We start from the raw sequence: 12,838 nt of genomic DNA, 5'->3' as shown, positions 1-12,838 counted from the left end.
AATCGTTGGTTGGTAAGGAAGCTGGGTTGGTGAACGTTTTATAGCTGATTTTAATATGACAGCCCACGCCGAAACACAATAGCATGAAAAAAGAGGTAAGCAGCAGAGCGATATACTCTCGTATCTATCCTTCCCAAAAAGGATATTTTCAATATAGTCTAATATTAAATTTTCTAATTTAGTGGGTGCTGTAATTTGGGAATGTCCAAAATTTATTCTGAACGAGGCTGTGGTTGAGCTAAAATTTAAGTATCTAAGAACAGAGTAGTCTACCTTGAAAAACACCGCTTTCTAAAAGTTTCAAACTTTATTGTCATAAGGCTGGTTTTCCGAAGGTTGTTGGGGTCGGTTAGTTTTAATCTTTATTGCCATGTTTAGTGGTTAGTAGCTACAGAAGAGAAAGGCTTCGGAGGCAGAAAAGTTTCAATCTTTAATGTCCTCCGACAGATAAAATTAATAATTTCAGGGGTTAAGATATCCAAGTAACCTTAAGGTGCTTTGCCCAGAGAAACATCTTGCCATGTCTCCGATTCCAATGATTCAGAAAAGCTAAAGGTAGAAGTTTTAATATCATGAACATGTACTTTAAATACTTTATCTTTAAATCTTTCAGGATTTCTTAAAACATGACGAATCTCAGAAAAGGTTATCGGTTCGTATTTGTCTCCAAATCTATGTTCATTGGATTGCCATTTTTTGTCTTGGATGACTCTTAAGTCTAATGAGCCAGATTGACCATCTTCCCATGAAAAAATGATATCAATGTTATTATCAGAGAAGAACTCAAGTCCTAGTTTACTTGTATTTCGAAAAAAGTGTTTAACAAACATCTCTGCAAAATCGACTTGTATCATATGAGGTAATGCATATTGATTTACATCAAGGATACTTTTAACTTTACTTTTAAGAATTAAGTTTAATATCGTTTCAGTTAATGCATTGACATCACTGTCTCCTGATGTGTTTTTGTAGCAAAAGTTTGTAACGATTTTCACTTGTTCTTCGTAAGAGTTAGTTTTTGATAAAGCTTTGTTTAGTTTTATAAATGGATCAAGAGCTGTAATATGCCCCTTGAATTGCTGAATAAGCCATTTAGGGTTTTCTTCTCTGTCATAATGGGCAATATTGTCCAGTTTTTTATTGAGCAAAGCTATTGTTCGATTATCCACACCTTCAAGCTCATTGAGCTTGCAGGTTAAATAACCAAGTTTACGTTGTGGTTGACTCAAACCGTAAATAGCAGGTCTATAATCTTTTCGTTGAAACACTTTCTTATAGCAATCTTTACTTCTTAGCTTATCGAGTCTTTGAGGGAAGCCTTGAGCTAAGTCAGACGTTGTATTAGTGAGTTTATTAACCTCTAATGATCTTTCTAGCTCAAACTTTTAATGGTCTCTGATTGTATTGTACTTACGCTATTAACGAACAAGATATAACCCTCTAAATCTTAATGAGATTAAATTTTAAATAAGTAAAGAATTTAGCTGTGAAAAAGATTTAGTGTCATATGTTTAGTTATGAAAAATTACGTAAAAAAGAGATATCTATACCCAAGCATCCTGATAACGCTGGGGTATAACAGGTATGTTCGGAAACAGCAGATACTTCAGTCGAGTTAATTGACCGACTATTTAAACTTTTCTCCTTTTTATTGATATTTTTATTGTTATTGAGGTCTAAAATTGACAATGTCAGTCTACAGCCAAGTGATCTCTGTTCGCTTTTCGGAACATTGCTCTAAATCAAGCATCGTGAGGTCACTTAGGTATATAAGCATTATGCTTTGATGTGAGCAGAAAATGGTTAAGTGTATTGGAAACTCTTCTATGAATAAAAAGTGGCTCGTGTTGTGCGTGAGTGTTGTATTTGGCAATCACTTCGCTTTGGCAGACAGTGAAAAAACAACACAACAAAAAAGCCAAGTTGTTTGGATTGATAATAACGATGATTGGTTGCAGTTGAAATCGGGAGAAGTGATCAAAGGTGAATTAACAGGAACGATTAAAGAAGAATCTAACTCTTTAGACCAAGAAATTGAGTTTGATAGTGATGATCTTGGTGATCAGGATATTGAAATAAAAGATATTGCGGTACTTGAGACGGTGAGCTTTTTTACTGTTCGAGTTGCAAGTGGAGATATTCATGAAGGATTTCTATCGATCAAAGATGGCAAGCTTTTTTTGCGTAATGAAGTAAAAGAATGGTCATTTCCGATTGAGCAAGTAGTGTCTATTTATCGTGGTCGTCAAGATGAATCTGAGCAATGGAAAACAGAGTTGTTTTTAGGCTTAGACATCAGTAAAGGTAATACCGATGAGTTTTCATTACTTGGGGAAATTGAAACAGAGAGGCTGGCTGTTGATTCTAGGACCAAACTCAAAGCTAGACATGAAAACTCTGAGAGTGATAGTAAAACGATAGCAAAAAGTACATCGTTTGATGGCTCTTATGATATTTACCTAAGAAACAAACTGTTTTTCAGGCCTCTAAAGCTGTCAATAATAAGTGATGAGTTCCAAAATATTGATCACAAAGAAGATGTATCTATGCAAATGGGGTATTTTATTATCGCCATGCCTCATACGCAATGGGATGTGTCACTCGGTCCTGGTTACCAATATACCGCTTTTCGAACGGTTGAAAGTGGTGAGAAAGAGAATGTAAGCAGTAGTGGTTTATATTTCGAGTCCAACTTTGAATATGAGCTAACTCGCAATATTGACCTTACTCATTTTTATTCTTTCAATTGGACCAGCAAAAAAAATATGGGCACTCAACACAGAAACGAACTAGGAATCGATATTGATCTCGTTAAAGATTTGGATTTGAGTATTAAGGCGACTTGGGATCATGTTTCAAATGTTGAGCCCAATGCGGAGGGAATCACTCCTAAAGAAGATGACTACACGTTTCACTTCGGCTTATCTTATGAGATTTAAGAGTATCAGAGTGAGAGCGGGTTATTTTTAGTAGGCACCCAAGCGCTCTAAGATTACTTGGGTTTCACTGCTCTGATAAGAGAATATCAGAGCAGTAATTTTAGGGCTCTATAGTAAGCTTAGTAAGCAGCCATCTTGAATTTGTAGAAATTCATTGAGCCAATCCAGTTATCTGCTGGCTCGATAATTTCTTGATTTGTTGTGATTGTCACGTCCCAATGGTAACGGACTCCATCTTCATCAGGTGAGTCAGATACTCGTTTGATATCTGAAACACTGGTAATGCTGACGATATTAGAGAACTCTGGGTTTCTCGCTATACGGATTTGGAACAGCTCCTCTTTACCGCTGTTAAGAGCAGTGTCAATTTCTTGTTTAAATCTTTCTGCTGTTTCTTGGTGATCGCCCTTGAATCGTAATGTGTATGTTGTTGCGTCATCTTGATGTATGTAGTAGCCCCATGTATTTACTGACCACTCCCAATTCCAGGTAAACTCTTCTACACACTTAATAAGATCGGCTTCATCTTTAGTCATTACGCCATTATTGACCAAAGTATCAACCATGGCGTCATACTTTGCACAAGTGACAAAGTTATTTGGACCTTGCACTAGTTGTGCATTGTCTGAATTAGCTGTATTCAATGTGCCAGCCAGTGTCATACCAGATGTACTTAATAAACAAAGTGCTGTTAGAAGTGTCTTTTTCATTGGATAACCTTATCATTATTTTAAAAGAGCGTACATTAAAGTGGTTTATCTTGGTGTATTCAAAATAAGCGACAACTTATGCTGTACTTGTCCTGATAATTTCATAGGTTGACCAGATGCTTTCAATTTTCTGATATTTATTGTCTTTTTGTTTTTCTTGTTTTTTATTGAGCTTAATTTGCTCAATTTTGTAAGGATTTGGTCAATTTGATAAGTGCTTTTTCTTGATTCTAATTCGATTGCTATTTAGGGGTTAGTAAATGAGATGTATTTAACTCAGGTAAGGTTAAGATGCTTATTTCTGAGTTATAACACTGAGCTTACGGCAAAGAAGACTATCTGACGAAGACGCTATCTTGTTGAATTGAATATTTTAAGCTTAATTGAGTGTTGGTAGTGATGGGGTATGGTATATGTAAAAAGGGCACAGTAGGGGTTAATCCACTGCGCCTTTCAAAATTTGGTGGCCCCTCGCAGATTTGAACTGCGGACCAATCGATTATGAGTCGACTGCTCTAACCACTGAGCTAAGGGGCCTTAATAGGTGGACAATTATAGGGGAACAAAAACAAGCTGTCTAGCCATGAAAACAGGATTAATGTTTGTTTTTTATCCACTTAGTGCCATAAATTACAAAAAAGGTGACCTTTGGTCACCTTTTTTAGTTTGCTGCCGTAAGACTATTCGTCCAAGAAGCTGCGCAATGTTTCTGAGCGGCTCGGATGACGAAGTTTTCTTAGTGCTTTAGCTTCGATCTGACGAATACGCTCACGTGTTACGTCAAATTGCTTACCCACTTCTTCAAGAGTGTGGTCTGTATTCATATCGATACCAAAACGCATACGAAGCACTTTAGCTTCACGTGGTGTAAGACCTGCTAAGACATCTTTTGTTGCACCTTTCAGACTGGTTGCAGTTGCAGAGTCTAATGGGAGCTCTAGTGTAGTATCTTCAATGAAGTCACCTAAGTGCGAATCTTCGTCATCACCGATTGGTGTTTCCATAGAGATTGGCTCTTTAGCGATCTTAAGCACTTTACGGATCTTGTCTTCAGGCATTTGCATGCGCTCAGCCAATTCCTCTGGTAACGGTTCACGGCCCATCTCTTGTAGCATTTGACGTGAGATACGGTTTAGTTTGTTGATCGTTTCGATCATGTGAACCGGAATACGTATTGTACGAGCTTGGTCTGCAATAGAGCGAGTGATTGCCTGACGAATCCACCATGTTGCGTAAGTTGAGAACTTATAACCACGGCGATATTCAAATTTATCAACTGCTTTCATCAAGCCGATATTACCTTCTTGGATCAAATCCAAGAACTGTAGGCCACGGTTGGTGTATTTTTTCGCAATAGAAATAACAAGACGCAAGTTTGCTTCGACCATTTCTTTTTTCGCTCGACGAGCCTTTGCTTCACCGATGGACATGCGACGACTGATATCTTTGATATTTTGTACGCTGAGAGAAGTCTCATCTTCAATCATTTTTAGCTTAGTGATTGAACGACGAATGTCTTCTTCGCTGCGCTTAATCTTTTCAGCATATGGTTTATCTGAAGAAAGAATTTCATCTAACCATGCTTCACTTGACTCGTTACCAGTGAAGAGAGCAATGAAAGATTTCTTCGGCATTTTACCGTACTCAACTGCAGACTTCATGATCAGACGTTCTTGAGTACGTACGCGCTCCATCGAAGTACGTAATTCGTTTACGAGGTGATCAAATTGCTTTGGCGTTAGACGGAATTCTTTGAATACGTCTAACATTAACTCGTTAGCTAGCGTTGCTTTCGGGCTTTCATAGCCGTATTCGTTGATTGCCAGCTGAAGGTTTTGGTAGGTACTGCGTAGCTGAGTGAATTTTTCAAGTGCTAGTTCAGGATCAATTCCAACTTCTTCTTCGTCCTCGTCTGAATCCTCACTGTTCTCTTCATCGTCATCAACGCTGTCATCATCTTCATCTTTTAGATCGGATTCTGATAGCTCTGAACCAATGTGAGTCGCAGTCGGTGCAGCAGTGTCATCTGCATCAGGGTCGACGAATCCAGAAATGAGATCAGTCAAGCGAAGTTCTTCAGCTTGAACTTTATCAAACTGTTCGAGAATGTAAGGGATTGTACCCGGGTATTCAGCAACAGATGATTGAACTTGGTTAATACCTTCTTCAATACGTTTTGCGATGTCGATTTCGCCTTCGCGAGTCAGTAGTTCAACGGTACCCATCTCACGCATATACATGCGAACTGGGTCAGTTGTTCTACCAATCTCACTTTCTACGCTAGAAAGTGCGGCGGCTGCGGCTTCGGCAGCATCTTCATCTGTGATATTTGTATCATCATTTAGTGCAAGGTCATCAGCATCAGGTGCAGTTTCCACTACTTTGATGCCCATGTCGTTGATCATCTGAATGATATCTTCTACTTGTTCTGAATCTACGATTTCAGCAGGTAGGTGGTCATTTACTTCGGCGTAGGTCAGATAGCCTTGTTCTTTGCCTTTAATAACAAGTAACTTTAGCTGTGACTGCGGATTTTGATCCATAGACGGTATCCAACTTCGTAATCTGGTGAAGGAATTAGTATGCGAAATGCAAACCACTAACTATAACAAATTAAATTGTTGCTGACTAACCAAACAGGGTTACGCTTTTAAATCTAGCATTAAAGCTAGCAGCTCCCTTTTTTCCTCGGCTGATAAACCGATACTTCTTGCTTTGGCCTGCAGGTTTTCAATTTGTTTTTCTACACACTGAGCAATAATTTTGTCCAGTGAGTCTAAAAATATTTCTTCTTGATTGTCTTCATCAACTGGGATATCCCAGCTAGCAAGACGAGACAGAAGCTTCTCATTACTATCATGTCGCCAATGCTCTAAGAGCTGGCCCGTGTTAATATGGGGATGGATGATGCACTTATCAAGTATATCGACAAATAAACTTAAACCAGGTATCGCCAGCATTTTCACCGATGAGAGATCGGGTACCATTTTAGCATAGCTCGGATTTTGAATAAGTAGAGCGATTACCTCTCTCATAGGGGTACGTTTTATTTCTTTGTGTGGCTGAAGTCGAGTTTTAGTATTCTTCTTACGAAGTTGGCGTCGGCTATGGTCAAATCCAGTTCGTTCATCTAAGCGCTTTTCAAGTAGCTCTTGAAAATAGGGATCAGGGATTTTATTGATCAAGGCGCTAGCATAAGCACGTAAGGCAGACTTACCTTCGTTACTACCTAAGTTAATTTTATGCAATTCGATCAGGTTATCGAACAGGTAATTTGATAACGGCGTGGCGTTTTCGATTTGCTGTTCAAAGGCCGCTTTACCATTTGCTCTTATATAGCTATCGGGATCTTCACCATCTGGTAAGAATAAGAACTTCAAGGTGTTACCTGCTTTCAGAAACTGAAGTGCATTTTCTAAAGCACGCCACGCAGCTTCTTTGCCAGCGCGGTCACCATCATAGCAACAGACAACAGTATTGGTTTGCCTAAACAGCATTTGGATGTGATCGCCTGTCGTCGACGTTCCTAGTGAGGCAACAGAGTAGTCAATTCCATATTGTGCCAAAGCAACCACATCCATATAGCCTTCAGCGACTAGGATTTGTGGCGGTTCACGGTATGCTTGTAGTACTTCATACAAACCGTAAAGCTCTTTACCTTTATGAAAGATAGGTGTTTCTGGTGAGTTGAGGTATTTTGGTGTGCCATCTCCCAAGACACGGCCACCAAAGCCTATGACTCGACCACGGCGATCTCGAATTGGGAACATGACTCGGCCTCGAAAACGATCATAGCGGTTACCTTTGTCGTTTTCGATCAACATGCCACCTGTAACCAGCATGTCTTGATTATTTTTGCTCTGGCCGAAATTTTTACGTATCAAATCCCACTCGTCTGCAATAAAACCAATGCCAAATTTTTGGACAATTTCGCCAGACAAACCACGGTTTTTTAAGTATTCGATAGCTTCTCTTCCAGAAGTTTGTTTAAGCTGATTTCGGTAGAACTGAGCAATACTATTCATTAAATCGTAAAGGTTACGTTTTTCGCTGCTGTTTGCTTGTGGACTTGAGGTAAACTGACCACTTCCGCTACGTTGCTCTCGGGGGACATCTAAGCCAAGATAAGAGGCGAGTTCTTCTATAGCTTCGACAAAGTCTAAGCGCTCAAACTCCATAATGAAGTCAATAGCATTGCCATGCACGCCACAGCCAAAACAGTGGTAAAACTGTTTTTCCTGACTGACACTAAATGAGGGTGTTTTTTCATTATGAAAAGGGCAGCATGCACCGTAGTTTTTGCCTTTTTTCTTAAGTTTTACACGTGCGTCAACGATATCGACTATATCGAGTCGAGCTAGCAAATCATCAATAAAACTACGAGGGATGTGTCCAGCCATAAAACCTAACAAAAAAAACAAATCATGATTGAAGTGAATGGATAGTCAGCAAAGAGCTTGAATTAGAGTTATACCATTCTGACAGATACAAACAAGCCGTGCGTTCCATAGGATAGCACGGCTTGTTGAAATTGGGTGGGGTATCAAGCCAACTTAGTGCGAACTAAACCGCTCACTTTACCCATATCTGCACGCCCTTGAATTCGTGGCTTAAGAACGCCCATTACTTTGCCCATGTCTTGCATACCAGCTGCGCCAGATTCAATGATTGCCTTCTCAACGAGAGACGCTACTTCTTCATCTGTCAGTGGTTGAGGCATAAAATCCTCAAGAACGGTAATTTCTGCTCGTTCAGCATCAGCAAGATCTTGACGATTTGCTGCTTCAAATTGCGCTACAGAATCGCGACGTTGTTTAACCATCTTGGTCAACACGGCAAGAATGTCGTCATCGTTCAGAGTAATCTGTTCGTCAACTTCACGTTGCTTAATTGCTGATAAGGCTAAACGGATAGTTCCAAGGCGCAATTTGTCCTTGGCTTTCATCGCTAATTTTTGCTCTTCTTTGAGTTGTTCAATAAGAGCCATAACTAAATTCCTTTTGGAGTCCAGTTATTAGTACAGGCGAACGCGACGAGCATTTTCGCGAGCTAGCTTCTTAGCGTGACGCTTTTGAGCTGCTGCTTTAGCGCGTTTGCGAACTGTAGTTGGTTTTTCGTAGTGCTCACGACGACGCACTTCAGAAAGGATACCTGCTTTTTCGCAAGAGCGCTTGAAACGACGTAGAGCAACGTCGAACGGTTCGTTTTCACGTACTTTAACTACTGGCATATGCCTTTCACCTCAGGGGTTATTCGTTAACGCTGGATTTCAGTAAACCAAATCGTAATTGTTTAGTCTAATACCAGCTTGATCAAAAATGGTGCGGAATTTTAATCCGAACACATAAGCTTTGTAAAGCCTTTTATCGCTTATTGTCTGTACAAAATTTGTTTGCAGCCCCAAGGCAAGGTAATATGGCCTATAAATTCCTTCTACATAAAAAGCATACTGAGATAACCATGCGCATTATTGGTATTGAGACCTCTTGTGATGAGACTGGCATCGCCATATACGATGATGAAAAAGGTCTGTTGTCACACCAGCTTTACAGCCAAGTTAAACTTCATGCTGACTATGGTGGCGTGGTGCCTGAGCTGGCCTCACGTGATCACGTTAAAAAAACCATTCCGCTTATCAAAGCGGCGCTGAAAGAAGCCAATCTGACACCTAAAGACATCGATGGGATTGCCTATACGGCAGGTCCCGGTCTAGTGGGAGCCTTACTTGTGGGAGCGACAATTGGCCGCAGTATTGCTTACGCTTGGGGAGTGCCAGCGGTACCTGTTCACCATATGGAAGGCCACTTACTTGCTCCGATGTTAGAGGATAGTCCACCGCCATTTCCATTTGTTGCAGTCTTGGTATCCGGTGGCCATTCTATGATGGTGGAAGTTAAAGGGATTGGTGAGTACAAAATCTTAGGTGAATCGATTGATGACGCTGCAGGTGAAGCGTTTGATAAGACCGCTAAGCTAATGGGCCTCGATTACCCTGGAGGGCCATTGCTCTCTAAACTCGCAGAGAAAGGCACGCCGGGTCGCTTTAAGTTCCCACGTCCAATGACTAACGTGCCTGGTCTAGACATGAGTTTCTCAGGTCTAAAAACCTTTACCGCCAATACAATTGCTGCCAATGGTAATGATGATCAGACCCGTGCAGATATCGCTTATGCATTCGAAGAGGCAGTATGTGCGACGTTGGCTATCAAATGTAAGCGCGCACTCGAGCAAACCGGTATGAAGCGTATCGTCATTGCGGGGGGCGTGAGTGCCAATCGCCGTTTGCGTGCGGAGCTTGAGAAGTTGGCCCAAAAAGTGGGAGGAGAGGTTTACTACCCGCGTACGGAGTTTTGTACCGATAATGGTGCAATGATTGCCTATGCTGGTATGCAGCGTTTGAAAAATGGCGAAGTGTCAGATATGGCTGTAGAAGCACGCCCACGTTGGCCGATCGATCAGTTGACACCCATTGCTTAATCCTGATGCTTTTGATTGAAAGTACATCAAATGTTTTAAAGGTCTCTACTTATCAGAGGCCTTTGTTTTTCGCGCCACCATTGAAATAGCTCACTCAGTAACCTCATATGCGTGATTGGCGACAACAGAAGGCTTTTTGTCGACGCGAAGGTTATACCTCACAACAATAAATGGATAGAACAATGAATAAGTTTGAAATTGAAGGTCAGCAGCTTGCGTATTTAGATCAAGGCGAAGGTCCCGTGTTGTTATTTGGACACAGTTATCTTTGGGATAGTCAAATGTGGGCACCACAGATTGAACTGTTGAGTCAATCTTACCGTTGTATTGTCCCCGATCTTTGGGCTCATGGTGAATCCGAGGCGGCACCGTCTTCCACACGATCTTTGGTCGATTATGCCCAGCATATGCTGGCGTTGATGGATCACTTATCCATTGAGCAGTTTTCCATTGTCGGTCTTTCTGTGGGTGGCATGTGGGGCGCTGAGCTAACCTCGCAAGCGCCTCAACGAGTGAAGTCTCTGGTTCTAATGGATACCTTTATCGGCCTAGAACCCGAAGTGACGCATAAGAAATATTTCGCAATGCTCGATACTATCAGCCAAGTGCAAGCCATTCCTGAACCACTTGTTGAAGTGGTCACCCCGCTGTTTTTCGCCAATGATGCTGAGCAAGTGAATCCTGAGCTGGTGGCTTCCTTCAAACAAAGCCTAACTGCACTGCAAGGTGATCGTGCAGTTGAGATTGCTCGTATTGGTCGTATGGTCTTTGGCCGCCGTGATGTCATTGAAGACTCTGAAGCGTTCGCGTTACCTACCTTAATTGCAGTAGGACGTGAGGATAAGCCCCGTCCTGTGTTTGAGTCTTATTTAATGAATGATTGCATCACTGGCAGTGAATTGGTCGAAATTCCACAAGCGGGACATATCAGCTCTTTAGAGCAGCCTGAGTTTGTCAACCAAATGCTATTGAGCTTTTTAAACAGAGTGCATGCTTAGTTTTACTACTAAGAACTCACAGAGAAAACTCGGTGTTAGGCCGAGTTTTTTTCTATATTTTTCTTTTCACCGATCTTAGGTTCTTCACCGGATAACAAACGACGGATGTTTGGGTGATGCTTAAACACGATTAAGCAGCACAGCATGGCAACGGGTAGAGTGTATTGAGGTTTAAGTAGCCAAGTGTAAAAAGGAGCAAGTAAGACGGTAACTAAGGCAGCGAGAGAAGAGTAACGGAACAAAACAGCAACCGATAACCAGGTGAGAAGCACCAAGCCCATCAAATCAAATCCAATAGGAGCAATGGCGCCTAATGCTGTTGCTACTCCTTTTCCGCCTTGAAAGTGAAAGAAAATAGGGTACATGTGCCCAAGACAAGCTGCGATTGCGATGATGCCAAGAATGATTGGGTCGATACCAAGCAGATACCCACACCAGACAGGGATAGTGCCTTTGAGCATATCACACAGTAAGACAGCAACCGCGGCCCCTTTACCACCAATACGAAGTACATTCGTCGCACCAGGATTATTTGAGCCGACTTGGCGGGGATCAGGCAGTCTTAATAAACGACAAATGAGTACCGCACTGGAGATTGAACCCAATAGATAGGCGGCCATTGTCATTATCAGTGCCAGTGCGTCCATATAAGTCCTTGAGATAATGGAATGTCGTGCTCAGTGCCAACGGAATTGCTATCATACTCTGATTTGGCGTGTAGCAAAAATAGTCTCTGCGATGGAGCAAGCATTATTGTACCTGAGTTAACAGATTTAAGCCTATTTAGGCGACTCAGTGAGAGAATTCTACGATTAAATTACCCATAATGGGTATCCGACCTCTGGCAGAAAAGGATAGAGAAGATGGCTCTGGATAAAGTTTTTATTGAACAGTTAGAAGTGCTCACCACCATTGGTGTTTATGACTGGGAGCAGCAAATCAAGCAAAAGCTGGTTTTGGACATAGAAATGGCGCATGACAACAAACCAGCAGGTAAAAGTGATGATGTTCAAGATGCCTTGGATTATTCGCAAGTCAGTGAAGCGGTGCTTAATCACATTGAAAACGGCCGTTTTTTACTGATTGAGCGAGTGGCTGAGGAAATTGCTGACATTATCACACAGCGTTTCTCTGTTCCTTGGGTGAAGATTCGTTTAGCAAAACCAGGGGCTGTCCCTCAAGCGCGCACTGTTGGTGTAGTGATTGAGCGAGGCCAAGCATGATAAAAGCGTATATTGGTGTCGGCACAAATATTGATAGAGAGCGGCATGCTCGAATGGCTTATCTTGAATTGCAAAAGTTGGGTTCTGACCTTTGCGTGTCACCGATATATGAATGTGATCCGGTTGGCTTTAGCAGCCAGCCTTTTTATAATTTTGTGGTTAGTTTTTCTACCCAGTTATCACTGGAAATCTTGAGTCATGAATTGCGTGAAATAGAATTCAAATGGGGGCGCGAAAAAGACGCGCAAAAGTATCAAGATCGAACGTTAGATCTTGATCTTATCTTGTTTGGTTCGTGTCTTTCCATTCAAGATCCTGAGCTACCACGCAGTGATGTTTTTAAATATCCTTTTGTAACCAAACCGCTGTTTGATCTCGATCCTAAATTGGTTATCCCTGGTGATGGGCGCACCATCGCGGAGATTTGGCAAACAATGCAGCCGGTTGACACCCTTACACCGATTTCTCTTTCACTATAATATCGAGTTATT

At 41.4% G+C, this 12,838-nt stretch carries 12 protein-coding genes and 1 tRNA gene; 5 read left to right on the top strand and 8 right to left on the bottom strand.

Features of this window, described 5'->3' with window-relative positions:
- Positions 1 to 488: 488 nt before the first annotated feature.
- Positions 489 to 1,268, bottom strand: a complete 780-nt coding sequence (locus tag VSA01S_RS01935) for a hypothetical protein (protein ID WP_039978787.1) — start codon at positions 1,266 to 1,268, stop codon at positions 489 to 491.
- Positions 1,269 to 1,826: 558 nt separating this feature from the next.
- On the opposite strand from VSA01S_RS01935, the gene VSA01S_RS01930 reads away from it, so the two are divergent.
- Positions 1,827 to 2,939 (top strand): DUF481 domain-containing protein, encoded by a 1,113-nt coding sequence (locus VSA01S_RS01930; protein ID WP_039978789.1) that lies wholly within the window; start codon positions 1,827 to 1,829, stop codon positions 2,937 to 2,939.
- Between the two features lie 119 nt (positions 2,940 to 3,058).
- Here VSA01S_RS01930 and VSA01S_RS01925 read toward each other — a convergent pair whose 3' ends face one another.
- The 6 genes from VSA01S_RS01925 to rpsU all read right to left on the bottom strand — a co-directional run bounded on the left by VSA01S_RS01925 (position 3,059) and on the right by rpsU (position 8,879).
- Positions 3,059 to 3,649, bottom strand: coding sequence for a hypothetical protein (locus VSA01S_RS01925; protein WP_039978790.1), 591 nt, complete (start codon positions 3,647 to 3,649; stop codon positions 3,059 to 3,061).
- Positions 3,650 to 4,110: 461 nt separating this feature from the next.
- Positions 4,111 to 4,186 (bottom strand) — tRNA-Ile (locus VSA01S_RS01920).
- A 143-nt stretch (positions 4,187 to 4,329) separates the two neighbouring features.
- A complete protein-coding gene (gene rpoD, locus VSA01S_RS01915) occupies positions 4,330 to 6,192 on the bottom strand; it encodes an RNA polymerase sigma factor RpoD (protein ID WP_039978792.1) in 1,863 nt (620 codons plus the stop codon).
- Between the two features lie 99 nt (positions 6,193 to 6,291).
- Positions 6,292 to 8,049, bottom strand: coding sequence for a DNA primase (gene dnaG, locus VSA01S_RS01910; RefSeq protein ID WP_039978793.1), 1,758 nt, complete (start codon positions 8,047 to 8,049; stop codon positions 6,292 to 6,294).
- Positions 8,050 to 8,192: 143 nt separating this feature from the next.
- On the bottom strand, positions 8,193 to 8,636 hold the full coding sequence (locus VSA01S_RS01905; RefSeq protein WP_039978795.1) for a GatB/YqeY domain-containing protein: 444 nt from the start codon (positions 8,634 to 8,636) through the stop codon (positions 8,193 to 8,195).
- A 27-nt stretch (positions 8,637 to 8,663) separates the two neighbouring features.
- On the bottom strand, positions 8,664 to 8,879 hold the full coding sequence (rpsU, locus tag VSA01S_RS01900; RefSeq protein ID WP_001145625.1) for a 30S ribosomal protein S21: 216 nt from the start codon (positions 8,877 to 8,879) through the stop codon (positions 8,664 to 8,666).
- Between the two features lie 230 nt (positions 8,880 to 9,109).
- On the opposite strand from rpsU, the gene tsaD reads away from it, so the two are divergent.
- Both tsaD and VSA01S_RS01890 read left to right on the top strand, forming a co-directional pair.
- Positions 9,110 to 10,126 carry a tRNA (adenosine(37)-N6)-threonylcarbamoyltransferase complex transferase subunit TsaD gene (gene tsaD / locus VSA01S_RS01895; RefSeq protein ID WP_039978986.1) on the top strand — a complete coding sequence of 339 codons (1,017 nt, stop codon included), beginning with the start codon at positions 9,110 to 9,112 and terminating at the stop codon, positions 10,124 to 10,126.
- Positions 10,127 to 10,308: 182 nt separating this feature from the next.
- Positions 10,309 to 11,124, top strand: coding sequence for an alpha/beta fold hydrolase (locus VSA01S_RS01890; RefSeq protein WP_039978796.1), 816 nt, complete (start codon positions 10,309 to 10,311; stop codon positions 11,122 to 11,124).
- Positions 11,125 to 11,159: 35 nt separating this feature from the next.
- Here VSA01S_RS01890 and plsY read toward each other — a convergent pair whose 3' ends face one another.
- Entirely contained in the window at positions 11,160 to 11,771 is a 612-nt protein-coding gene (plsY, locus tag VSA01S_RS01885) for a glycerol-3-phosphate 1-O-acyltransferase PlsY (RefSeq protein ID WP_021709354.1), read from the bottom strand.
- Positions 11,772 to 11,987: 216 nt separating this feature from the next.
- On the opposite strand from plsY, the gene folB reads away from it, so the two are divergent.
- Both folB and folK read left to right on the top strand, forming a co-directional pair.
- Positions 11,988 to 12,347 (top strand): dihydroneopterin aldolase, encoded by a 360-nt coding sequence (gene folB / locus VSA01S_RS01880; RefSeq protein WP_039978798.1) that lies wholly within the window; start codon positions 11,988 to 11,990, stop codon positions 12,345 to 12,347.
- Positions 12,344 to 12,826: a 2-amino-4-hydroxy-6-hydroxymethyldihydropteridine diphosphokinase gene (gene folK, locus VSA01S_RS01875; protein ID WP_039978799.1), complete on the top strand. Its 483-nt coding sequence runs from the start codon at positions 12,344 to 12,346 to the stop codon at positions 12,824 to 12,826. The genes folB and folK overlap by 4 nt, the downstream gene beginning before the upstream one ends.
- Positions 12,827 to 12,838: the final 12 nt, after the last annotated feature.

The organism is Vibrio sagamiensis NBRC 104589 (genome assembly GCF_007990935.1).
Lineage (GTDB): Bacteria > Pseudomonadota > Gammaproteobacteria > Enterobacterales > Vibrionaceae > Vibrio > Vibrio sagamiensis.
The sequence above is the reverse complement of the archived record's forward strand: the minus strand, read 5'-3'. Positions and strand labels throughout refer to the sequence as shown.